21 protein-coding genes and 1 riboswitch are annotated in these 25,153 nt (G+C 42.1%); all 21 genes read left to right on the top strand.

From position 1 onward, the window contains the following. Positions 1-12: 12 nt before the first annotated feature. Positions 13-210, top strand: coding sequence for a hypothetical protein (locus WC676_00780; protein ID MFA5059149.1), 198 nt, complete (start codon positions 13-15; stop codon positions 208-210). Positions 211-227: 17 nt separating this feature from the next. Continuing rightward, positions 228-650: a YdbL family protein gene (locus WC676_00775; protein ID MFA5059148.1), complete on the top strand. Its 423-nt coding sequence runs from the start codon at positions 228-230 to the stop codon at positions 648-650. Positions 651-687: 37 nt separating this feature from the next. Continuing rightward, on the top strand, positions 688-2,508 hold the full coding sequence (locus WC676_00770; GenBank protein MFA5059147.1) for a tetratricopeptide repeat protein: 1,821 nt from the start codon (positions 688-690) through the stop codon (positions 2,506-2,508). Between the two features lie 33 nt (positions 2,509-2,541). Beyond that, positions 2,542-3,321: a response regulator gene (locus WC676_00765; protein ID MFA5059146.1), complete on the top strand. Its 780-nt coding sequence runs from the start codon at positions 2,542-2,544 to the stop codon at positions 3,319-3,321. Between the two features lie 46 nt (positions 3,322-3,367). Continuing rightward, positions 3,368-5,431 (top strand): tetratricopeptide repeat protein, encoded by a 2,064-nt coding sequence (locus WC676_00760; GenBank protein ID MFA5059145.1) that lies wholly within the window; start codon positions 3,368-3,370, stop codon positions 5,429-5,431. A gap of 27 nt (positions 5,432-5,458) precedes the next feature. Further along, positions 5,459-6,142, top strand: a complete 684-nt coding sequence (locus WC676_00755) for a hypothetical protein (protein MFA5059144.1) — start codon at positions 5,459-5,461, stop codon at positions 6,140-6,142. A 4-nt stretch (positions 6,143-6,146) separates the two neighbouring features. Then, the gene (locus WC676_00750) at positions 6,147-7,910 is read left to right on the top strand and encodes a SpoIIE family protein phosphatase (protein ID MFA5059143.1); all 1,764 of its coding nucleotides are present in this window, start codon (positions 6,147-6,149) and stop codon (positions 7,908-7,910) included. A gap of 14 nt (positions 7,911-7,924) precedes the next feature. Beyond that, positions 7,925-9,109 carry a pyridoxal phosphate-dependent aminotransferase gene (locus WC676_00745; GenBank protein MFA5059142.1) on the top strand — a complete coding sequence of 395 codons (1,185 nt, stop codon included), beginning with the start codon at positions 7,925-7,927 and terminating at the stop codon, positions 9,107-9,109. A 44-nt stretch (positions 9,110-9,153) separates the two neighbouring features. Beyond that, positions 9,154-9,681, top strand: a complete 528-nt coding sequence (locus tag WC676_00740) for a cytidine/deoxycytidylate deaminase family protein (protein MFA5059141.1) — start codon at positions 9,154-9,156, stop codon at positions 9,679-9,681. Continuing rightward, positions 9,678-10,184: a hypothetical protein gene (locus WC676_00735; protein MFA5059140.1), complete on the top strand. Its 507-nt coding sequence runs from the start codon at positions 9,678-9,680 to the stop codon at positions 10,182-10,184. The genes WC676_00740 and WC676_00735 overlap by 4 nt, the downstream gene beginning before the upstream one ends. Before the next feature lie 98 nt (positions 10,185-10,282). Then, a complete protein-coding gene (locus tag WC676_00730) occupies positions 10,283-10,960 on the top strand; it encodes a hypothetical protein (protein ID MFA5059139.1) in 678 nt (225 codons plus the stop codon). A 10-nt stretch (positions 10,961-10,970) separates the two neighbouring features. Then, positions 10,971-12,110 (top strand): PLP-dependent aspartate aminotransferase family protein, encoded by a 1,140-nt coding sequence (locus WC676_00725; GenBank protein ID MFA5059138.1) that lies wholly within the window; start codon positions 10,971-10,973, stop codon positions 12,108-12,110. A gap of 24 nt (positions 12,111-12,134) precedes the next feature. Then, positions 12,135-12,671, top strand: a complete 537-nt coding sequence (locus WC676_00720; protein MFA5059137.1) for a hypothetical protein — start codon at positions 12,135-12,137, stop codon at positions 12,669-12,671. 127 nt (positions 12,672-12,798) lie between these two features. Continuing rightward, the gene (locus tag WC676_00715) at positions 12,799-13,572 is read left to right on the top strand and encodes a tetratricopeptide repeat protein (protein MFA5059136.1); all 774 of its coding nucleotides are present in this window, start codon (positions 12,799-12,801) and stop codon (positions 13,570-13,572) included. An 8-nt stretch (positions 13,573-13,580) separates the two neighbouring features. Next, the gene (gene miaA / locus WC676_00710; protein MFA5059135.1) at positions 13,581-14,519 is read left to right on the top strand and encodes a tRNA (adenosine(37)-N6)-dimethylallyltransferase MiaA; all 939 of its coding nucleotides are present in this window, start codon (positions 13,581-13,583) and stop codon (positions 14,517-14,519) included. Next, positions 14,512-15,762 (top strand): GTPase HflX, encoded by a 1,251-nt coding sequence (gene hflX / locus WC676_00705; GenBank protein ID MFA5059134.1) that lies wholly within the window; start codon positions 14,512-14,514, stop codon positions 15,760-15,762. The genes miaA and hflX overlap by 8 nt, the downstream gene beginning before the upstream one ends. 164 nt (positions 15,763-15,926) lie before the next feature. Further along, a riboswitch (cyclic di-GMP riboswitch) is annotated at positions 15,927-16,017 on the top strand. A gap of 96 nt (positions 16,018-16,113) precedes the next feature. After that, positions 16,114-22,560, top strand: a complete 6,447-nt coding sequence (locus WC676_00700; protein MFA5059133.1) for a putative Ig domain-containing protein — start codon at positions 16,114-16,116, stop codon at positions 22,558-22,560. Between the two features lie 151 nt (positions 22,561-22,711). Beyond that, positions 22,712-23,014, top strand: coding sequence for a MerR family transcriptional regulator (locus tag WC676_00695; GenBank protein ID MFA5059132.1), 303 nt, complete (start codon positions 22,712-22,714; stop codon positions 23,012-23,014). Between the two features lie 106 nt (positions 23,015-23,120). Continuing rightward, the gene (locus WC676_00690) at positions 23,121-23,570 is read left to right on the top strand and encodes an Hsp20/alpha crystallin family protein (GenBank protein MFA5059131.1); all 450 of its coding nucleotides are present in this window, start codon (positions 23,121-23,123) and stop codon (positions 23,568-23,570) included. 197 nt (positions 23,571-23,767) lie between these two features. Beyond that, positions 23,768-24,505 carry a hypothetical protein gene (locus WC676_00685; protein MFA5059130.1) on the top strand — a complete coding sequence of 246 codons (738 nt, stop codon included), beginning with the start codon at positions 23,768-23,770 and terminating at the stop codon, positions 24,503-24,505. A 17-nt stretch (positions 24,506-24,522) separates the two neighbouring features. Continuing rightward, a complete protein-coding gene (gene grpE, locus WC676_00680; protein ID MFA5059129.1) occupies positions 24,523-25,137 on the top strand; it encodes a nucleotide exchange factor GrpE in 615 nt (204 codons plus the stop codon). Positions 25,138-25,153: the final 16 nt, after the last annotated feature.

The following is a 25,153-nucleotide window of genomic DNA, read 5'->3' as shown; positions in this document are numbered from 1 at the left end:
AAAGGGGATTTTATGAATAGATGGATAGCGATATTTCTGCTCGCATTTTTTGCGTGCGGATGTACGGTCAAAGCTGTCGGTGATCCGCAACGGCCCATCACCATTAATGCGCATATCACCATTGATGTCAAAGGGCTCAAAGATACCGCCAGCAGTATTGAAGATTTTGTAAGCGGTGAAAAAGAACAAACAAATACACAAACAAAATAATTTTAAGGAGAAAGAATATGTCTAGAATGTTATTGAGAGCAGTACTTGTGGCGTATGCAGCTTTTTTTATATCGGCAATAAATCCGCATACCGTATTTTGCGAAAGCAGTTACGATATCAAGGAAATGACCCCCGAGGTAAAGTCGGCCCTGGAAAACCGGAAAAATCGTTATGAACAGTTGCGTCAGCTAAAAAGCCAAGGTATTGTCGGCGAGGGAAATCGCGGGTATGTTGTTGCCCTTATTGACGATGCAAGCGCAAAATCGTTGGTTGCTTCTGAGAATAATGACAGGAAGAGTATTTATCGGGCTATTGAACAACAAAACAATTTGACAAATGCCTTAGAAACCATTGAGAAGGTCTTTGCTCAAGTTCAGAAAGATAAAGCGGCGGCCGGAGATAAAATTCAAAATGAGGACGGGAGCTGGGTGATTAAGTAGTTTTCAAAGTCAAAATAATGGGAAGTAGTTGTCGCTTATGGAAAAACAATTTAAAGCGTGGCAGCAAGTAACCGAGAACTTCTTTGTTGTTTTAAACTTGCAAAAAGTTACGATTTGTCTAGTTGTTCTAGGGCTTTTGGGTTATGCCAATGCCATCTTTCATCCCTTTGTCCATGATGATGTAGTATTCATCCAAAATAATCCTTTGATTGGGCGTTGGGATAATCTTGCGGCATATTTTCTTGAGCCTGTTTCAATGGAGGGGGCTCGAGCTGCTGTCAACCCGTATTATCGGCCATTACTTGAGGTCATTTACAAAGTTGAATTCTTCTTTTTCAGATTGAATGCGCATGGATACCATTTGGTGAACATCCTCCTCCACATTATCAATGCGATTTTGTTCTTTCGGGTCTTAACTTATTTCTTAAAAGAAAAGAAGGTTTCTTTTGTAGCTGCTGTTTTATTTCTGCTCCATCCTGTTCAAACGGAATCTGTGAGTTGTATATCGGGGATCTCGAACCTTGTTTTTGCTTTATTGTGTTTACTGAGCTTTATTTTCTATTTGCAGGCCAGGGAAAGCCGCAATAAAAGATCCCAAGTCTCTTCCTATATCTCATCGTTGGCATTCTTCATAATGGCATTGCTTGCCAAAGAACAAGCCATTGTATTACCGGCATTGATCTTTTTATTCGAGTGGGTTTTTTATCGGAGCGAGAAAAAAGACTTTGGTAAAACTGTTTTTTGTGTTGGCGGGTTTCTGGCCGTGGCCGCTGGGTATTTTATCCTCCGGAAATTTATCCTTGGAACATTCTCAACATCCTTCCTAGATTACCCCGAAGAATTATGGCTAAGGATTAGGATAATCCCTAAGACCCTCCTTGATTACCTCGCCATTCTTTTTGTTCCCGTCGATCTGCATTATTACCGCAGCATAGATATTTTACAGTTTTCCTGGCGTTCTATGGCTGGGATTGTGGCAGTTTTGGCTGGAATTATAGCGATCTTTAAAATAGTTTCAAAAGAATATCGGCTTATTTTATTATTCGCGTTAGGGTGGTTCTTTATTTGGATCTTGCCCGTTCTTAATATCATGCCGCTTATTATTGAATACTCGTCCATTATGACTTCGGAGCATTTTCTTTACTTGCCGCTAGGCGGATTTGTGTTATTCATGGTTGCTACGCTAAAATATCTTTCGGATACTTTCTTAAAAGAAAGATCTCAAAATATCTTTTCGATATTCTTCATTGTGGTTGTTTTAATTTTTTTGGGCGCAACGATCAAACAAAATACTTATTGGCGGGGAGAAATACCGCTTTTTGAACGAACCTTAAAATTTCAGGGCCAATTAGGACGCGTTCACACTTTATTAGCCAAGGCGTATTACTCTGCGGGTGAATATGACAAAGCCCTAGATGAATATTTGAAAGCTCTAAACATAATGCAAGAGTATGCGGCTAAAGCTAAGTTAAAAGGGAAAGAGGGCATCTATGACATTTTTCTTAGAGATGTCTATCGTGGATCAGGGCAGTGTTATGCTGCTCAGCAAAATATGCAACAGGCTATTGAAGAATATTCAAAAGCCCTGGTCATTGATCCTGGGGATGGTGATTCATATGCAAGCCTAGGCAGTGCCTATTTTTCACTGAAAAACACAGCGAAAGCAAAAGAATGTTTTAAACAAGCTATTCAACTGCAGCCGCGTAATATTTGGGCTATGAACAATTTGGCCTTATGTTACGTGCAGGAAGAAAAATCGGGAGATGCGCAAGAGTGGCTTCATAAGGCCTTGGAAATTAATCCGGATTTTAAACCTGCTAGGCGCAACTTAGAAATTTTACTTAGATCTAAGCAGTAAATTATTTACCGTGCCATTATTTGAGGGATATTTATGCAAAAAATCTTGGTGATCGAAGACGATCGGGCGATCGCTGAACTCATTAAGCTTAAATTAGAACGCTCTGGGTTTGAAGTCCTTGCCGTTCTCGACGGAATAGAGGGGCTAGAGACTTTGAAAGAGAATATGTTCGACCTGATCATCTTAGACATTTTGTTGCCGCGCATGGACGGATTTCAATTTTATAAGAAGTTAAAAGAAACCCCGAGGATCGCGCATATTCCGGTTTTGGTCATGACGGGTCGCGGGGCGATGAAAGACTCTTTTGAAAGTTTAGGAGTACAATCATTTTTAACCAAACCTTTTGAGCCGGAAGACCTGATTTTTCAAGTTAAAAAATTATTAGCTGGCGCTGTAAAGTCGTCAAGCGCAGCCAAGACGGCCTTGATCGCGGGCACTAATCCTGCTCGGCTGCAGGAAATGAAAGCGCAGCTGGAAGCGAAAGGTTACCAGGTGAGCTTAGCGGCAGATGGCCACCAGGCTTTAGGCAAGGCGCTGCAGTTGCTGCCGGACCTTTTTATTCTGCAGTATAGTTTTTCGGAAATAAGTTCGGATGAGATCATAAAGGCCCTTGATGATTGCCCGGCGGCAAAGCAGGTTTCCGTCGTTGTTTATTCTCTTATTGAGCCTAAAGAGCAAACGCCACATTCTCAATGGGGGCAATTTGTTTTAGGCGGACGGGGGAAAAAGATCCGAAACAAAGAGAAGCCGATAGAAATTGATAATACGTTCGATTCTAAATCGTTCATGGATAAAATTAAAGATTTTATTTAAAACGGAAATCAGTCAAAAGGTTGTTTAAGAATTGATCGGTGGTTTCTTGCTAAATTTCAAATCAGTTGCTCGCTTGCTCACGCAAAGGTCCGTTGTTAAGCTTACGATCGCTGTGATCGTTTTAGGTGTTATTGCCTACGGACGCGGTTTTACCTCCCCGTTCCAACTCGATGACATTCCCGTTATTTTTAAAAATCCGCTCATTCGGCATTTAGATTCTCTCGATAAGCTCTTTTGGTATGATCCAAGCCGATTTTTAACCCATCTGACATTCGCGCTTAATTATCACTTTTCCGGTTTTAATACTTTTGGGTTTCATCTTGTTAATTTTCTTCTCCACGCGATTTGCGCGATCTTAGTTTTTTATCTGATCCGTGAGACGTTATGCCTTGCATCGAAAGATCACCAAGCTAGTAGTAAAGACCAGGGGCTCATCGCATTTTTTAGCGCTTTGATATTTCTTTTGCATCCCATCCAAACGGAATCTGTGACTTATATTGTGCAACGCTCGACCATTTTGGCTACGATCGCGTATACACTTGCTTTGATTTTGTATCTTCGTTTAAAGAAAGGTTTTAAGATAAAGGATTATCAGTGTCTTTGGGGTGTTGTTCTTTTAGGGGCAATGACCAAGCCTATCTTTGTGACTGTGCCGCTAGTGGTTTTGCTTTATGAAGCTCTATTTTTCCGCTTGTCATGGAAAACGATCAAAAAAGAAGCCGTTCTTTTACTTCCTTTTCTTGCAACGGTTGTTCTTGTCCCGGTCTTTCTTATTCTTTTCTCGCTGAATTACTTCTCGGAGTCTTTTGACCTTTCAAAATTAACTTATGCGACCCGCGTCACTTCGGAGGTTTCGCGCTGGGATTATCTTTTAACTCAATGGGTGGTTCTCGTAAAATATATTCAGCTTTTATTTCTTCCGATAAACCAGAATTTGGATTACGACTATTCCTTGGTGAGGAATTTATTTTCCTTACCGGCCGTTCTTTCTCTCATTGCTTTAACTTCTATCATTATTGCGGCCTATCTGTTGCGCAAAAAAAATCCGGTGATATCATTTTGCGTGGCGTGGTTTTTTATTGTTTTGATCCCTGAGTCAACCATTTTCCCTCTACCTGATCTTATTTTTGAACACCGTCTTTATGTGGCCGTGATCGGATTTTCCTTCTTGGTCTCTTGGGGGCTTCGTGCTATTTTTACGAAAAAAGAACAATATGTCATTCTTCTTAGCGGTATTGTCTTAAGCCTCCTTTTGCTGACCTTTGCGCGCAACATTTTTTGGGCTCATCCGATCATTCTATTGGAAGATGTTGTTAAAAAATCTCCCACTAAAGCCAGGCCGCATAATAATTTGGGGCTTTTTTATCAAGAAAAAGGTTTCTTGGATCTAGCTCAAGCGCAGTATGAAAGGGCGATCGCCTTAGATAGCCGATACACGGTTGCCCGCATTAATCTTGGGCAGATCTATTTTAAGAAAGGAAAAGTGAGCGAGGCTCAGCGACAATGGGAAGAAGTTTTGCGTATTGATCCTCAATCGTTTGAAGCTAATGTTAACTTAGGAAACCTTTATTATCAGCAGGGGCAGCTTGAATTTGCGTCGGCGCAATATTATAAAGCAGCTAGTATTCGCCCTCAAAGCGATGTTCCGTATTTAAATTTAGGTAATATTTATATGCGTTTAAATAATTTTGGGGATGCCGAGAATTATTTTAAAACAGCCATTCGCCATAACCCTCATTCGGCGGAAAGTTATTATGCGTTGGGAAATTTATATTTGGCGCAAAAAATGTATTCTCAGTCTATCTCGGCTAATATTCAAGCGTTGGTGATCAATCCACAATACGCGGATGCCTACAATGTTTTAGGTATCGCTTATGACGGGGTAGGGAATTTTGAAGGGGCTGAGCGATGTTTTAAAAAGGCTATTGAAATTGATGCTAACCATACGGCCGCTTATCTTAATTTGGCGCACTATTATAAAAAGACGGGGCAGGAGAATTTGAGGCAAGAATTTGAATATAAGGCCAAAGAGATCCAAAAACGCTTCTTGAGGGCAAAAAATAATCTTTCGATATTCCGCGACGAAAGAAAAAAACCTGTGATAGAATAAGAAAAATTATTTCAATCACCATACGATATGTCAAATTTCCTACTTATTGCCTGTGCGATCATTTTAGCGGTTGTAACACTGATCATCTCTCTTTTTATTTTTTTCCCGGAGAAATCAAAAACAAAGTCGCAGCAAAGGCAAAAAGAACCGATTGTCGACTCGAAGCACTGGGAAACTGTCATCGCTCGCCTGGAAAAACATATCTATTCTTTGAAGACAGAAATAGGCAAGCTCCAGCAAGAACAAAAAAATACACTTAAAGACCTTGCGGTCGAAAAAGCAAAAACGACCAAGCTTCAGGAGAAAGTTCTGCAAGAAAAAGAATGGCTGGAAAAAGATCAAAGCGCCATTCAAAAAAAGGAAAAAGAAGCTTCGGGATTTAAAGATGACCTTATGAAAGTTCAGTCTGAGCTGGAAGCACAGCATGCCGTGAAGCTCAAGCTTGAGCGCGAATTAACGGAATTGCGTAAAGACCTTACGAGGTTGACAAGCGAGAACAAAGAGCTGTCCCTAAAATCAATGCGACTTGAGTCTGACGTGGATCATTACAAGAAAGAATTCCTAAAGCAAAAACACATCGCCGATGAATTGGTCAAGAAAAACGACCAGACGCAATGGGTCGCCAAGACGGAATATGAAAGATTACAAACTATATTAAAAGAAAAAGAGAAAGACATTGAGCGCTTAAGCCGCAATCAATCATCGTCTTAAACATATGATACAAACAGAAAAACAAAATTTAGTTTGCTCGTGCATGACGAGAGATGTTGTGATCGTTGATGACGCTTGCTCGTTAGAAAAAGCTGTTTTGTTGATGCGCGAGAAGAATATCGGTTCGGTCGTTGTCCGCAGCCAAGACGGATCTTTTGGAATATTTACCGAACGAGATCTTCTTAATAAAGTGGCGTTAAACCGTCAAGGCAACGAACTTGCCTCGCCGGTCCTTCGTGATCTAATGACGAAGGATATCAAAGTTATTTCGGCCAATGAATCCTACCTAGAAGCGATAAAGCTGATGCGCGAGCGGCAGATCCGCCACATGCCGGTTGTTGATGACGGAAAAATTGTCGGGCTTGTTTCTTTCCGGGACCTGATGAGCCATCATGAAAAACGTTTAGAGAGCCTTAACCTTGAGCTCGCCGATAAAACGAAAGAATTAACACAGAAAACAGCCAAACTAAATACCATCATGCATTTGTCGCGCCAACTTATTTCCAACATGGAAACACAAGAAATATTGGCGCATATCACAAAAGTTGGACGAGAGCTTTTGCATGCGGATACCGCTTCGGTGATCTTGCTAAAGGAAGAGGCGGGCGAGTTTATGGTGATCGCTTCGGAGTTTTCCGGCGCGCAAATACGCAGTGACCTTATCCATCCATCTTTAGACGCCAATCATAGCATTACAGGCTGGGTGATCAAAAACCGCCAGCCGCTTCTTTTATACGGCAAAGCTGATGACGATCCTCGTTTTCGCAATATCCAGTGGAAAGAAGGGATCAAATGTTCCATTAATGTTCCGCTATTATATAAAAATTCGGTCAAGGGGACGTTGAATTTCAATATTACGGAATCTGATCACATCTTTACTGAGGAAGATTTGGCAACCGCGATCATTTTAGCGAATCATGTATCGGTAGCGGTTGAAAACAGCGGGCTTTTTAGGGATTTACAGGATTCTTTAATCGAATATCTAAAGATCGCCAACGAAAGAATTCGCGCTAAAAATGAAGAGCTTAGAATAACCCAAGAAAAGATGAATCAAGAATTAAAGACGGTGGCTGTTGTCCAACAGGCACTTTTACCGAAGTCTTTGCCTAAAAATAGCCGCGTCGATATGGCGGCGGTTTATGCGGCCGCCGGGGTGGTTGGAGGAGATTATTACGACTGTATTGAAATGAAAGATAGCCGTTTAGGTATTGTTATTGCGGATGTGACCGGCCATAGCCTTCCGTCGGCATTTGTCATGACCATGATCAAGATCCTTCTTTTTTATTTGAATCATCAAGGGATATCGATCATAGAATCGATCTCTATTTTAAATAATATGCTGGTGCGCCATGTTCCCATAAGTACTTTTGCTTCGCTGGCCTATGGGGTCTTGGATCTGGAGAAAATGACGTTTGAACATATTAATGCGGGTCACGAACCGATCTTGCGCATTAATGCCGTAACGCAAAAAAAAGAATTCTTTTTTGCCGACTCTCTTTTGCTCGGCGTGGAAGCCGAAACCGAGTTTGTCGTCAATAAGATCACTTTAGAAAAAGGTGATAAGCTGGTTTTCTACACGGACGGATTAACTGATGCGATGAATAAAGATCGCGAAAGTTTTGGCCGTAAACGCTTAGCAGAAATCGTTAATAATCATGTCCAAAAAAGCTCAAAAGAAATTATTGATGCCGTTATCCAAGAACTTAATCTTTTCTGTGAAGGGCAAACCCGCGCTGATGATCTAACCATGTTGGTCCTTAGCCTTTAGTTGATCTTCCGCTGATGATATTTTCTAAACGAACAGACTGGAAACTTACCCCTAACGAGATTTCTTTATCCCTAAGTGAGTTAAAAAAACAGGGAAAAGAAATTATCGATCTGACAGAATCTAACCCAACGCTCAGCAAATTCAAATATCCTCAAGAGCCTATTCTTAAAGGCCTTGCCTCGAAAGATCATTTGCTTTATGATCCGGCGCCGCGCGGGATCGATAGCGCGCGGGCAGCGGTGAGCGCTTATTATCAGGAAAATGGGCTTTACGTCGATCCGCAACAAATATTCTTGACGTCTAGCACTAGCGAAGCGTATTCATTTCTTTTCCGGCTCTTGACTAACCCTGGGGACCACATTGCGGTGGGGCGCCCCAGCTATCCGTTATTTGATTTTCTGGCACAGATCAATGATGTTGAGGTTGATCCGTATTCTTTAGTTTTTAAAAATGGCCAATGGGCGATTGATGTAAAGCAATTAGAAGAAAAGATAGGCGAGAAAACACGCGCTATTGTTTTAGTGAGCCCTAACAATCCTACAGGGTCTTTCGTTAAGAAAAACGAGCTTCAAGATATTTTTAAGATCTGTCAAGAGAGAAATATCGCTCTTATTTGCGATGAGGTTTTTTCCGATTATCGTCTCCGCGGGGATTCTTCTTTGCAGGCGAATTTTGTCAACAATACACAGATTTTGACTTTTTCTTTAAGCGGGATCTCGAAGGTTTTAGGCCTTCCACAAATGAAACTTGGCTGGATCGTGGCGAGCGGGCCGAAGGAAGATGTGGCGATCGCCGCCGAGCGCCTTGAGGTCATTCTAGACACATTTCTTTCGGTCAATACGCCGGCGCAAAACGCTCTTAAAGCGTGGTTATCCATAAAGCCACAAATTCAAAAAGAAATATTAATCCGCATTAAAGCAAATGAAGCATTTTTGAGAAAATCACTGGAAGGTCATTCTTCCTGCCGGTATCTTCCGCCTGAAGGCGGCTGGTATGCGGTTTTGAGACTTCCAAATAATAAAACCGAAGAAGATTGGGTTGTGGAATTCTTGCAAAAAGACTGTGTTTTTGTTCATCCCGGGTATTTCTTTGATTTTGAAGATGAGCCGTATATCGTTTTGAGCCTTTTACCGGAAGAAGAAAAGTTTCGACAAGGGATCACAAGGATATTGTCGCGGATTGCGGGAGAGAAATCTTAAAACTTGAAATTGCCGTTCGTTTTGGTAGTATATTCAAAGAAAATATGAGCCAGAAACTTAAAAATAATCAAAAAAATGTAAAACAAGCGGTTGCCAAGCGCCCGGATTGGGATGAATATTTTCTAAAGCTGGCCATGCTGGCTTCTGAGCGCTCAACTTGTCCTCGGATGCATTGCGGATGTGTTTTGGTTAAAAACAAAAATGTCATTGCGACGGGCTACAACGGTTCAATTCCGGGCGATGATCATTGTGATGACGCCGGATGTCTTGTGGTGGACAATCATTGCGTACGCACCGTTCACGCGGAAATGAACGCGCTTATTCAAGCCGCTCGCCATGGCAATTCTGCCGAAGGGGCAACGGCTTATGTGACCAATATGCCGTGCACAACATGTGCCAAGGCGCTTATTACCGTCGGCATTAAACGCATTGTTATTTTCTCGGATTTTCACGATACCTTAGCGACAGAATTCTTTGGCAAGGCCAATGTCAAGATTGATAAACATGCCATTCCTTCAACGCAAATTGTCTACGATTTGGACAGCTACACATCAGCCAGGAGATCAAAATGAAAAAGATCATTGTTGTGCTTTTGCTTTCGCTTTTCGCGGCAACGGTTGTGTCGGCAAAGGGAAAAACGATACAATTTTCCTTGGTGTTAACGCAAGAAGAAGCGCAAAAAACCGCACATAAGAAATATCTTTTCGCGAATAAGCCAGGCAAGAAAGCAGAAGAGATCCTGGTCAATAAAGATGCTTTTTTGACCAATGCTGATATCTCTGCTTTTAAGATCACGAAAAAAGAAGATGCGCGAAATAAGATCTTGCCTGTCTTAAATATTTTGTTCACCGATCAAGGCTCCCAAAAACTTGCCGAAATAACCACGGCAAATACAAAAAGGCAGATCGCCATTATTGTTGACAATGAAGTCTACGAAACTGTTTTTATCCTCTTTCCTCTCGTCAAAGGTTATACTCAAATTACCAGCTGGAAAATTGACACAAACGAAAAAGCCGCTAGCCTTGTTAAGGACTTAGGGTTTGATCCGGCGTTTAGGGCAAAGCCTGAGAAATAAAATTTAAGATATCTTGGGATCGTTTTTTCGGAAAATATTTTTTGCTGGCAAAAAATATTTTCCGAGAGCCTTTTTGCGCGTTAAAACGGGATAAAGAAATGTCAAAACTTTACGCTTTGGACAAAGCCGTTCTGGGTGTTTCCGGTAATTCCGAGAAATTCTTAAATGGAATTACTTCAAACACTTTAGACAAACCGCGCAATGCTTTCTTAGCTGTTCACGGAAAAATAATCGCCACATTTGACCAGGTAAAGGCGGGCGATGATAAATTTCTCATCGTCATTGAACACGGTGCTCTCCAAGGGCTTCTGACCCATTTAGATAAATTCATTCGTTTAAGCAAGGCCGTGGTCCAAAAAGAAGATAATCGCGTCTATTTTGACCTGACCGAAAGCTACAGGGGCGAAAAGGGTGAATGCCTTATCCCGCAGAAGAAGGGCCAGCTTATTATTACAAAGAAAGACCTCTTGTCGAATGTTTCGGATGAAGAATTCACATTATTTCGATTGCAAAATAATATCCCGGTCCATGGTGTTGATTATAAAGACGACTTGCTATTAAATGTTGATGAATATGAATTTGTATCGTACACTAAGGGGTGTTTTTTAGGCCAGGAATTGATCGCGAAAGTACATAACCGTTCTAAACCTTCCTGGAAGCTGGTTGTGAAGTTTGAAGCGGATGGCGATGAAGGCCAGCGGCAAAAAATGACGTCAAGAATTCAAGATCCACAAACCAAAAAAACAATGGGATTTGTTTTTGTCCCGAACGAATAAAGAGGAGCATATGGATATTAGGACAGCATCTGTTCATAAGGGCGTTAACAAGGATAAAAGCTATAACTCGGTCATTACACCGATCTATCCGACGTCAACATTTCGCTTTGATGCCTTAGGCAAAAATAAAGGATATGATTATACGCGTAGCGGGAACCCGACACGCACTGCTCTGGAAGAAAACTTAGCTGCGCTGGAAAATGGTACGGGTGCTTCGGCGACCGCAACCGGGATGGCTGCTATTACAGCTGTTTTATTTTATCTAAAGCCGGGCGATCACGTAGTGACTGGAGATGATATTTATGGCGGGTCTTACCGTTTATTTCGGTATGTTTTTACCAAGATGAACATCAAATTCTCTTTCATTAATATGAGAGATTTAAATGCCATTAAAAAGGCTGTTCACTCAAAAACAAAAATGATCTGGATCGAAACGCCGTCTAATCCGCTTCTTAACATTGTTGATATCGAGGCGGTTGTTAATATCGCTAAAAAGAAGAAGATATTAACCGTTGTGGATAATACGTTTTTGTCGCCTTATTTTCAAAGGCCTTTTGAATTTGGCGTTGATGTGATCATTCATTCCACCACCAAATATCTTAATGGGCATAGTGATGTGGTCGGTGGCGCCATTATTTACGGTAATAAAAAAATCGAACAGGAACTACGTTATTTTGTTAATGCATTAGGTGTCGCGGAGCCGCCGTTTGACAGCTGGCTTGTCTTGCGCGGTGTTAAAACATTAGCGCAACGCATGGAAGCGCATCAGGTCAATGCCTTAGCGATCGCTGAATTCTTAGAAAGCCATCCTAACGTTAAAAAAGTTTATTATCCGGGATTAAAAAGTCATTCGCAACAGGCCTTAATAGAAAAGCAGATGAAAGGTTTTGGTGGAATGTTAGCCTTTGAGCTTAATACTCGAAAAGTTTCTCTGGATAAATTCTTTGGCAAGTTAAAATATTTTTCCCTCGCCGAATCTTTAGGCGGCGTGGAGTCTTTAATCGAACATCCGTGGCTGATGAGCCATTCGTCAATGGGAGAAAAGGCGCTTTTCGCCTCAGGGATCACTAAGGAGACGATCCGTATTTCTTGCGGGATCGAAGGATGCACGGACTTGATCGATGATCTTAAAAACGCTCTTAAAGGATAGTCTTAATAACTTAAAGGAGGGTTTATGAATAAATTGACCAGATTAGTTGTCAGCGGCTTTGTTGCCGTGTTATTTTTAAATTTTTCAGGGATCGTTTTTGCCGAAAAAAGCAGTGGAACTGAAAGCAGCAAGAAACATCGCCGCTCGGTTGAAGAAAGAGCGGAGCGTTTTAAGAAAAATCATCCCAAAGCGGCTGAGCATTGGGACAAGATGACCCCGGAACAAAAAGCGAAAGCTAAAGAACGCATGAAAGAGCGCAAGGCGAAGATGGAAGAGAAATTAAAAAACATGACGCCGGAAGAACGCAAAGCATTTTTGGAAAAGCGTAAACAGCGCCGGGCGCAATGGGAAGAAAAATTAAAAAATATGACGCCCGAAGAGCGCAAGGCTTTTCTGGAGAAGCGTAAACAGCGCCGGGAAAAATTATCCAATATGACGCCGGAAGAACGCAAGAAATATATTGAGGAGCATCGCTCGGGTAGTAAAAATACGACGGATGATAGCGCAGATGATGATCTCGATGACGATTCAGGCGATGATCCGCTGGAAGACAGCAAATAGCTGTCGTTGATCATTTTCAGAATTTTAAAAGAGCGGCTCCGATTTGCTTACAAATCGGAGCCGCTCTTATTTCTCCGATGTTATTTTTTAATGGAAAAAGCGAACCCTTTTTGTTAAGATAACACCCATGTCAAGTGTGCCGTCAAGATTTCTTCAAAAGATCTCTCTTCTAACAGTTTCTTTTTTTCTGTTGGGCGCGTCCAATAGCCGGCTTACGGATATTGAAACAGCTATTATGAGAGAAGATTACGCCCAAGTTGAACAGCTCTCCCAGCAATTTCTAAAAACAAAACCTTCTAAAGCAGAATTTGACCAAGGACTTTACTATCTTGGCTTGAGTCAAATCCAACTAATGAGATATAAGGAAGCCCGTGATACTTTTCAGCTTCTGATCAGCGGTTTTCCGAAAGAGCGGATGCGCGATCAGGCGTATCTCGGTTTTATTGACGCTCTTTTACTAGATCAACAATATGACGGCGCGCTTAAGGTTGCCGAAGAGTTTTTATCTAAAAATCCTAAGTCCGAATATTTAAGCCTTATTTATCTGAAATTAGCCCGAGCTCATTTGAAATTAACGCATTGGAAAGAAGCCAAGGAATATTTAGAAAAGATCACGGAAGGTTTTCCTCAAAGCCTTGAAGCGAAGATCGCCAAACAACTTCTAGAAGAGAAGCAATATTTTGCCGTCCAAGTAGGAGCTTTCTTAGATAAAACGCGCGCTGACCACCTAGCCAAAGAGCTAAAACAAAAGAATGAATATGCTTACATCGTCGAAACCGTAGATCCTAAAGGCCAGAAATTCTATCGTGTTCGCGTCGGAAAATTATCCCTTTTAGAAGAAGCCCAAAACTTAAGATTGCGGTTAGCGCAACTCGGTTATCCTACCCAAATCTATCCTTAAGATCATTTATGAATCTTAAAAGAATTGTTTTTATTGTCGGCCCGACAGCGGTCGGAAAGTCGTCCGTTGCCCTATATTTAGCTAAGAAAATCAACGGTGAGATCATCTCCTGCGATTCCATGCAAGTCTACCGTGATGTTTCCGTCGCGAATAATAAGCCATCCGATGAATATCTTAAAAAATGTCCGCACCATTTGATTGATCTTATTTCTGTTTCTAAAGAATTTGACGCCGCGATTTTTTGCCGGAAGGCAAAGGCGGCTATTAAGGAAGTCCATCAAAAAGGAAGAATTCCCATTATTGTCGGTGGAACAGGTTTTTATATGACAGCTTTGCTGGATGGGATCTTTAAAGGCGCCGCAAAAGATGAAATGTTACGAAAACGTCTAGAAAACCAGGCGCGGTTAAACGGGGCAGGGTTTCTTTATAAAAAGCTAAAGAAAATCGATCCTGTTGCCGCCTCAAGAATCCACCCCAATGATATAAAAAGGATCATTCGCGCCGTAGAGGTTTTTATGCTGACTAAAATCCCGATCTCTAAGCTACAAAAGAATCGAAATGGGATTTGGGAGAAATTTGATATTAAGATCTTTGCTCTTAATCGCGATCGCGCAGAACTCTATTCCCTCATCAATGCGCGCGTTGACCAGATGTTTGCTGACGGCCTGATCGACGAAATGAAGAAAATATCCTTAAAGAAGTGGAGCCGCACCGCCCAGGGAATGATCGGCTTTAAAGAATTAAGAGGGTATTTTAATGGCGAATGTAGCTTAGAGGAATCTAAGGAGATGATGAGATTGCATACTCGCCGCTATGCGAAACGGCAACTGACATGGTTTCGACGTGATCGGCGATTGCGGTGGGTTATGATCAAGAAAAATGAAACGCCCCGGGCGATCGCGGAAAAAATTATTCTTGAGATTAAGGAGAAAAAACATAATGGCTGAAAAAGTTTTCTTAGTGGTGGTTGATTTCAAGAAAAAAGATGTCTGGCCCTCCGAGGATATCCTGGCGGAATTATGTGACTTGGTCGTATCTTGTTCGGGAGAAGTTTGCGGGGAGATGATCTGCCGGTGCCTAAAGCCCACTGCCAGGCTTTTGATCGGAGAAGGCAAAGCCGAGGAGATCAGGGATCTTTGTTTAGAAAAAAAAGCAAATACGGTCATTTTTAGTCATGACTTAAAAGGGAGCCAGCAGAGAAACTTAGAAGAGATCATCGGAACAAAAGTCATTGACCGCACTCAGTTGATCTTAGATATTTTTGCTCGTCGCGCTGAAAGCATGGAAGGTAAGATGCAAGTTGAATTAGCTCAATTAGCCTACATGCTTCCGCGTTTAACCGGGCATGGCATTGAGCTATCGCGTTTAGGCGGCGGGATCGGCACCGTTGGCCCCGGCGAAACAAAGTTAGAAATCGACCGAAGAAGAATTTCGGAACGTATCGATAGATTAAAAAGTGATTTGAAGCAAGTTGTTCTAAGTCGTACCACCAAGCGAAAAAAACGAAAAGAACTTAAAGTCCCTTGTATTTCTTTAGTGGGATATACGAATGCCGGGAAATCAACACTGCTTAATGTTCTAACGGATGCTCATCAGCAAACACACGACGGGTTATTTACAACGCTGGATACTTTATCGCGTCAGCTAGTGCTTCCTAATCATCAGAAGATCATCGTTTCCGATACGGTTGGTTTTATGTACGAATTACCTCATCATTTGATCGAAGCGTTCAAAGCAACTTTAGAAGAAGTGGTGGAAGCCGATCTGCTTTTGCACGTTGTTGATGTCAGCAATCCAAAGTTTCGTAGTCTAAATGAGGCGGTCTTTGATGTCCTCGAACAATTGGGAGCGAAAGATAAACCGGTCATTACCATCTTTAATAAAATTGATAAATTAGAAGATAAGAGTTGGTTAAAAAGCCTGCAAGAAAGTTTTAAGAATTCTATATGTGTTTCGGCGCTTACGAAGGAAAATATTTCTGTGCTGATCGATAAAATCATCGAAAATTTAAGCCCTTCCGTTGAAGAGATCGATGTGAATATTCCGATCGGTCGTATGGATTTGGTTAGCCTCATTCATAAAGAGGGAAAAGTTAATTTAATCGAATATTCTGGAACTTTTGTTCATATTCGCGCGGACGTTCCGCTCGAAATTATAAACAAGATCCCGAAAGCGTATGTAACTAATTGATAAATATATACTTGCAACGTTTATGATACCCTTACCAAATCGCCCGCCTAATTATCTGATTTTAAGATAACGTTTTCTCAAAAAACACATATTCCTCACTCTTTTTTGGCATTCTCTATACTAATAATGTATATTTTAGGTGCAAATATAAAATAGTTCTTTTTTGACGATAAAGGCAAACCCCGAGCAATCGGGAGACGCAAAGTTATAGGGTCCTTTTTTAAGCCACGGAAGTAGGACAGCCTGACTGCCGAAATAGAAAGACAAAAGCAGCCACCTTCACCTATTCCCACAAGATCAAAGGAATAGGTTTTTATTTTTAAGACCTTATTTTTGAATGGAGAAATGGCTATGAACAACTCTCAGAAATATAAAGTTTTGATCGCTTTTATTATATCTATTCATTTTCTGGGAGTTTCGGCTTTTGCGGCGAATGATAACGCGCCCGAATTTATTTTTCCCATTCAAGTTGATTTTCCGTACAGTTCTTATCCCACCGTTTATGGCACACCTGGTCAAACCGTTAGTTTTGACATGACCGCCAGAGATGTTGAAAGCGGGGACATCACATCACAAATCATCCTTATCCCTCCGGAAGGAGTGAACGATGCTTTGTTTTCAAACGGTCATTTTGAATGGACAGTGCCAGCTATGGAAGGCCGGACCAATTTTGTTTTTGAAGTGGGCGATAACGACGCAACGAATCCCAAAAGGACAAGAAAAACGGTTGTTATCGAGGCTAATTCGGCGGTTTCTGCTCTATCTAACCTTGCTCCCTTGCCGCGTCAACTTGAAGAAAAAGAATTTGAGCTAACTTTAAACAATGATTCCTGGAAGATCGTTACGGACACGGACATCGTTGAGAATTTTAATACGGCGCAATGGTTGCATGATCGTATCTTGATCCGTACCGCCGGCCGAATTAATTTAACCATTTTGGATGATGATAACATTGATCAATTAGGGGTTAACGATAAAGCTATTTATTTAGGTGTTTTGGAGGAAAATCCTGTTGGATTTATGAGAGAGGTTTGTTTGCGCCGCAATGTTTCCTTGCCGACCTTTAAGGAGTTCAAATCACAAGGATATGTTTTAGAAACTTTTAATGATGGTTTGCGCCAGGAGATCGTGATCGTGGCCAAAGAAAATGCGGGCGTGTTTTATGGCGCTACGACGCTTTCGGAAATGGTATCGGCCAACGGAAGCCTTCTGGGAGTTAAGATCTTAGATTTTCCGCATTTTGAAAAACGTGGCAATATCCCTCAGTGGTTATGTGTGATCGCTGAAAGGGACCGCACCAGAACACCTGGAATCAATAGCAATGCTGATTGGGCTGCTACCAAAAAGATCAATTATGTCGCGGAGATGTATCCTCGGGAAATGTTGTATCTGTATTCTGGAGGGAGCGCCGGGGGATATCGCATCCAACAAAGTCAAAGGTTTTCAAGCTTTATTCCGCATTTACAAAAACGTTTTATGAATTATATTCCCGGAATCGGGCAATTTAAACACCACCTTGAATATAACAACTGGAATCCTGACTATGGTGTTCCTTACCATTTGGAATTAGCAGAAAATTATTACAGCCATAATGAGCCCTTTCAGTTTGAATCGGTTTTAGACCCGGTCTATGGAAATGTAGAGATAGCTCAGCCAGATGTTGCATATGAAGATTTGGCCGTGTCACCATCAGAGGAAGTCCATTATGGTGATTTCGAAACAGATAGCGATGGGAATAACAAGCCAGATGGATGGGTGGCCGATGGGATTAATAGCCCGTTACGCAATATGGAATGGAAATGGGATTCTCAAGAGCATTATTCCGGCAGCCGCTCGATGAAATGTGAGCTTTCTTCCGGGGCTAGCAGTAGCGGACCGATCCTGGAAATACAATTAACCGGGGGAAAAGTTATTCCTAATAGCCATTATGTGGCGACATTCTGGTATAAAAAACAAAACTTGAATGCTTCTTACTTACAGTTTCTCATGTTGTCAAAAACAGGCAGCCGGGAAGACGACAACTGGAATCAATTTTGGACACCAAGCGGCGCAAGCACCGATGGATGGAAAAAGGGATATGTTCTTATGAAAACCAGAGCGGCATCCGATAAGATTATCCTTTTTGCTCGCATTCAAGGAGCCGGTGGCTTACCGGGTGCGATATGGGTTGACAATGTCAGCATTAGACGGCTTGATGGCGCGATGCTTAATGTTGTCCGTCAGCCTGACTTTCCGCAGCATGACATTGTTGTAAGAGACAGCAATGATCTTGACCATTCTTATATTGAGGGCGTGGATTATGAGGTTTTGAACGGATCTATCGGCACGGGGTATGGCGCAGGAGGGATTTTTGACCCTGATTTCGTGATGGATTCTTCACAGTATGAGGAAAGCAGCACGGCTAGCGCGGCGTGGTGGCATAGACGAGGAGGCGCTATCCAATTACAGCCGCATCAGGCTTATGACGCTTCCCGTTATGATCCAACAAAGCCGGAAGTTTTTCCAACCAATAGTTTAGTTCCTTTCCGTATTCGGCGTATCGCAACGGGAAGTATTGCTTCCGGAAGTCAAGTGCTCATCAGTTATAACGCGTATTATTTACGCTCTCCCAGATGGCTTGGCCATAAGCCTCTTGCTTTTGGCGATGAGCGTCATTGGAACATGGACTATGAGGGGCCGCATCCAAGCCTTTATTATAAGGATAGTTTTCGCGGGCTTTTCAATACTTATGTAAATGAAATTGGTTTACCTACTCCGGAATTCATCAGCATATTAGGGGATGAGGATCGGGGGCTGGGAACTGATAGCCGGACAATCAATTCTATGATGTCGATGCAGCAGCTTCGTGCTCGGACGATGAATAATATTAACACAAAAGTTAAGGAATACAGTCCCGGAACGACTATTTTGACCTATTCCGACATTATTGATCGTTATTTTACCGGAGGTTACAGCAATGATCAAGTCAGGCACAGCGGATTGTACGGACGTATGGCGGAAGTAACGGAGCACGAATTAGCTAGCAAAGATATGGTTTTGATGCATTGGAGCTCCCATCTTTTTAATACATATAGCTCCATCGAATATTTCGCGCAAAAAGGATACAAATCAGCTCCCGAAATCTGGATCAGCTGGGAATATCCGCTAATCCGAAAAGATTTAGCTCAGATCATCGCCGGGAAAAAAGAAGATGTGGTGATGCCTATTGCGGCGATGGCCAATTATGGTAACTTGGCGTTTCCCGGAGAGTGGGACAAGGATTTTGCCGATCTATTCTGGAACCCGCGTTATGCGACGATATTTCTTAATTCATTTGAAAATTATCAAAATGACAACGTGGAGTATTTCCGCGACCTTGAACAAAATCAACCGCATCAAACTGATTTGACGCTTCTGGAATGGGCGCCCAACGGTGATATGAGTTATTTTGTTTCTGGTCCGGGCATTTCAAATCATCCTAAAGTTCATGATTCGCAAGATCAAATGTTCAATCGACGTTCGGTTGGCTTAAAGGGTTCTAACAGCTCCGTTTCCTTGGCCAATGAACGATTGATCACGGTAACGCCTGGGCGGGAATATATGCTGGTAGGCTATGTTCGTCCACTGGATGATAATAGTGAAGGTGCTAGACCTATTCCGCCTGAAAAGCCGATAGTTAGCCTCGCATGGTACAGCCTAGAGAATAATCACATATCGACGAATAATTTTGAAGTCGGAAACATAAACGTTAACAACGGGTTTGCAAAATTTGAATTTCCAATCTCTTCTCCGATCGGAGCTAGAAAGGTCAAAATTATTCTTCATGGCGCGCCGAATAGTTATCGTTATTGGTATGACAATATTCAATTTAAGAAATCCTTATCCTTAGATTATAACCATCCTCCTGAAGTTGTTTTGAATGGCATTGAAGGGACGCAGGGAGAAGCCATTAACGCAACTGTGTTTACGGATGCAGATGAGGATCCGTTAACGGTAACTTCTTCTGTTGATCTGCCTGCCGGTGCTAGTTTTACGGAAGATGGGGTTTTTCATTGGCCTGATCCTGTTATGGGAATTTATGATCTTTCTTTGTCTGTCACAGATGGCCTTTTTACCCAAGAAGCCCTTGTTTCTATTGCTGTGAATAATCCGCCGGAGCCACCCGCAAACAATCCTCCGGTGTTGATCTTGCCAGATGCTCTGACTGGTGTTGCGGGAGAGAAGATAACCTTTCAAGTCACAGCCAGTGATATAGACGGCGATGTTGTTGTTGTGAACAGCCCTAATTTGCCGTCAGGCGCAAGCTTTAACGGAATGATCTTTGAATGGATCCCTTCAGACAAGCAAATCGGAAATTACGATGTCCAGTTCATGGCTTATGATTCGCACGGAGCTTTGGCTCAGGGTGTTGTGACCATTAAAGTTATTTCAAGAGCGCTCGAAGAGCCCGCTGATCTAACGCCTCCTGTTATCAGTAATTTTCTCCCAGAGCGTAATGCTCGCAATGTTTCTCCCGATACGAATATCCAAATGACCTTAACCGATGACGACAGCGGCATTAACACGAAGAAGATTGTTCTTAAGGTTAACAGTGTTCTGATCTCCGACAAAGATTATCGATGTATTTCTAACAGCGCTATTCCGGAAGACTCAGAGAAGAGCTGTGATCTGAGCTACGATCCGTCTGTTAATTTTTCATGGGATAGCGGGGTTATGGTCAATATTGAAATTGAAGACAATGCAGGCAATCAAACAACAGAGAATTATTCATTCTTTATCTCTTCTCAACCTTCCTCTGACAAAACTCCTCCCTCGGTTACAAATCGTGTTCCGGGCCAGGGACAAAAGGATGTTATGCGCAATACATCTATCAGCTTTATCTTAAATGATAATGACAGCGGCATTGATAAGAATAGCATTCTTCTTAAGGTTAATGAAATTTCCGTGGATTCTAGTAAGTATGTGTGTGCTAGCAATGGCGCTATCCCGGAAAATCCCGATCGAAGCTGCCAAGTTATTTATGATCCAAACGTAGATTTTGAATATGGGCAACGAGTGGCTGTGTCCATTGATGCTCAGGATTTAGCCGGTAATAAAATGCCAACGGATATTTATTCTTTTGAAACTGAGCAAGAGCCGCCACCGCCCGTTAATCATCCGCCGATATTAAATGCGCCGTCTAATGTCGAAGGATTAACTGAAGAGAAGATAAGCTTTGTAGTCACAGCCTCTGATATTGACGCGGGTGACCGCGTGACGATCACAGCCTCCAATTTACCAGCTGGTGCTTTATTTAACGGAAAGGACTTTGAGTGGACCCCTGGCAGTAAGCAGAACGGAACGTTTCGAGTTCAGTTTACCGCTACGGATTCCAGAGGTGCTACCACTCAAAAAGAGACGATTCTAAAAGTTGATCTGCGTCCTTACGAAGAACCTCTGGATGTAACCGCACCGATCATTGATCATCTTGTTCCCGCGGACAATGCCGAAAATGTTGAGCCGAGTACGTTTATCAGCGCCGAATTACACGACGCGGACAGCGGCCTGGATGAAGCATCGATCAAAATGATCGTTGACGGTCAAGATGTGACTCAAAGCCTTGTTCTTCAGCCGATAGATTCTTCAAACGATATCAATGGCGAATTAGTCTTAAAGTCAGCCTCTATCAAATATCAACCTGTGGTTGAGTTTAATTTTGCGCAAAAGATCGAAGTTTTAGTCATTGCCGTGGACAAAAAAGGGAACAGGGCAGAAGAACTCTTCAACTTTACCATAAAGAATTTACCGCCTTCGCCGCCTAATCATGCTCCGGTTGTTCATGTGCCGGTCTCGCCTATTTATTACAGGGGAACGATGATTGAATTTGAGGTGACGGCTTCGGATGAGGATAATGATCCGGTGGCGATTACGGCTGATAACTTACCTCAAGGGGCAAGCTTTGGCGGAACAACGTTTTCCTGGATGCCGGGTACGGGCCAGTTCGGGACATTTGCTGTCAGCTTTATAGCGAGAGATCCCGGAAATTTGACAGATACAAAAACAGTTACGGTCATTGTCCTTCCCCCGGGAACACCCATTCCACCGGCTAATCCTCCGGGAACTCCTCCGGATACAACGCCGCCTTATATCAGTAACCGTGTCCCTGCGGATGGGGCTGTGAACGTTTCTCCTAACACTTTCATCACGTTTGATATTTTCGATGCGAGTGAAGGAGTCAATATAGATTCCGTGCAACTAACGGTGAACGGAGCAGTAATTAGCCGTCAGCAGTATAATCGTAATCGAAATGGCAGAGGGTATCATATTTCATATGATTCAGCTCAAGATTTTTCGCGAGGTCAACGTGTAACAGTTTATGTTCGGGCGCAGGATCATGCCGGCAATATAATGACAGAGAACTATTCATTTACTATCCAAAGGCCCACGGCATTTATGGAGGGGGCCGTGGCTCAAGTTTTTGAAATGTTTCAAGGCAAGGTAAAATCTCTGGAGCGAAAGAAAATCATTGGTAATGCTTCTCCGGCAGAAGGAAATGCCGCTAATGTGGATACGGATATCTCGTTTGACATTCCGGAAAACTTTGGAAAGAGACAAGAAGTTGATGAGGATAGCATTAAGTTAGAAATTAACGGCGAAGAAATAAAGTCGTATGATTTTCGTTGTGCTCCGCAAGGAGATGTCTACCGCATTACTTATGAACCTGGGGAAGATTTTAAGCCGGGTCAGTTAGTAAAGGTGGGTATTCAGTTCAATATTAAAGGGAAAGAAGATGTTTTAAGAGATTCGTTCTCTTTTAAAATTAGATCTGCAGAAGAATAATGTGAGAGAAGTTTTTTAAGGCGGCCTTTTTGCGTATCGCAAAAAGGCCGCCTTGTTTTGTTTTTTATGTAGTTAGAATATCTAATCAAAGTGATAAGAAAAACTTGACAAGATAGTTACCTTATGGTATATTCTCAGCAGGTGATAACTCATGACAAATAAGGCCTCTAAGAAACATCAAGTTTCTCCGGATGATTTCGAGGTTGAGATCAATCCCGAGGAACCGTTGTTCGCTATTAGCGTCGTGAGCCGTATGGTTGAAATCCCTATCTGGACTTTACGAAAATTAGATGATTTTGGCATTATTTGCCCCGAGCGTATAGGGAAAAAGACACGTTGCTATTCTAAAGTGCAGATCAAAAAGTTAAGTTATGTTCATTATCTTATGGAAGAAAAACATATCACTATCAGCAATGTGAAAGTTTTCTTAGAAATAACAGGGAATAAAGAGTAGGGCAAATTTTTTTGCCAAGAATTTAGCACTCAACCTAGGAGAGTGCCAATATCTAAGGCAAGACAGTAAAAACAAAAACAAAAAACAGACGAAAGGAGTATCCATTATGTCGCTTATACAATGGAAGAGAAGCTGTGATCCGTTTCAACAATTGACCGATCTAAACGATCGGCTGATGGGGCTGACGCTTTTCCCTAATTTAGATAAAAGCCTTGCTCCATTTAGGGGAGGTTGGCCGGCTCTGGATGTCAGCGAAGATAAGAGCAATGTGATCATCAAAGCTGATTTGCCCGGCCTTAAACAAGAGGAGATTGAAGTCGCGATTGAAGATGATGTCTTGACCATTCGCGGCGAACGAAAAGCGGAAGTTAAGAAAGAGGAAGAAAATTACTTCCGTAGTGAACGGCTTTACGGCGCTTTCGAAAGAAATCTTCAATTAGGCGTCGGAGTAGAAAAAGACAAGGTTAAGGCGTCTTACAAAAACGGCGTTTTGGAAGTTACTCTTCCTAAATCGGAAAAAGTGAAGCCGAAACAGATCAAGGTGGATGTTAATTAATCGAAGATAAGAAGATAAGTCGGGCGACAGACACTCAAGGTAATTAGAGAAAGTTGCTCTGGTGTCTGTCGCCCGACCCTTAATCCTTTGATTCCTTGCACCTGAGTATTATTGACACCCAAACATTATTTGCTATAATACCCGCTTAGCACTCTTAGGCAATGATTGCTAAAATCAAAAAATAAGCGAGGGTTCTCATGGTTTCTAAGCAAGCAGATACTCAGTCCAGAAAAGATCGGGTTTTAGGCATTGTGGTGGAAGAATACATTCGCAATGTTTCTCCGGTTGGCTCCAGCTATATTGTTCAGCACTATAGTTTAGATGTAAGCCCCGCAACGATGCGTAATATTCTGGCGGAATTAGAAGAAGAAGGATTCTTGAGCCATCCACATACCTCTGCCGGACGCGTACCGACCCAGGTCGGTTACCGTTATTACGTCGATAACCTAATGAATGAAATTCAGCTTCTCGCGGAAGAGAAAGAGCGGGTCAAAGCCGAATATAAAAAAGGAATTTCCGAGCTGGAAACCGTTTTAAATAAGACATCGGAAGTTATTTCAAATCTGACGCATTACACGAGCATGATCTCCATTGATGGCGAGGATGATAAGCTTTTTTACCACGGCATTAGCCATGTGGCCGGATATCCGGAGTTCCATGATTTTAAAAGAATTCAGCAGATCCTTCATGCGCTCGAAGAAAAAGAGCGGATCTTGGAAGCCATCAACCGTGTTTTACAGAAAAAGATCCAGATCTACATCGGCAGTGAAATAACCTGCCAAGATGTTTCGGGCTGTTCTTTGGCGGTGTCGCGTTATGAAATTAAGAATGGACCGTCGGGACGTATCGCGGTTTTGGGCCCGACTCGGATGGATTATGAACGGGTGGTATCGACCTTAAATTATGTTTCACAGCTGATGAAGGAAATCTTCTAAAGGAAAATCGAGAACATATGTTTGGCGCAAATAAAAAAGACGAAAAAATGAAAGAAAGCGATGAGCTTTCAAGCGAAGCCCGATCCGGTGAAGTTTCTTCTGGAGATCCGGGAAAAAAGAGTGAAGATAAAAAAGATGAAGTTATTTCTTTAACGGCGTCTGAGCACGAAAAGCTTGTCCGCGATGCCTTTGATTATAAAGATAAATATATCCGCCTTTTAGCGGAGTTTGACAACTTGCGTAAAAGAACAGAACGCGAAAAAATAGAGTTCGTCAAATATGCTAATGAGGGATTATTATCCGGATTTCTCAATATCTTAGATGACCTGGAGCGTTCCGTTGAAGCAGCGAAGATCAAGCATCAAGATTATGAAGCGTTTCTAAAAGGCATCGAAATTGTGATGGCTCATGTTTATGACCTACTTAAGAGAAACGGTGTTAAGCCGATCGATGCAAAAGGGAAAATGTTCGATCCGAATTTTCATGAACCGTTGATGCAGGAAGAAACAGATCAGTCAAAAGAAGGAACCATTATTGAAGAATTTCAAAAAGGGTATTTGCTGGAAGGGCGAGTGCTCCGCACCAGCAAAGTGAAAGTAGCGGCAGCCAAAACGGCTAAGCCGGAAGCATAAAAAGAAGAAAACCAAA

The sequence above is a fragment of the Candidatus Omnitrophota bacterium genome, from assembly GCA_041649175.1.
In the GTDB taxonomy this organism is placed as follows: Bacteria; Omnitrophota; Gorgyraeia; order Zapsychrales; family JBAZNR01; genus JBAZNR01.
Note: the sequence above shows the minus strand (reverse complement) of the source record. Positions and strands in the feature narration are given on the sequence as shown.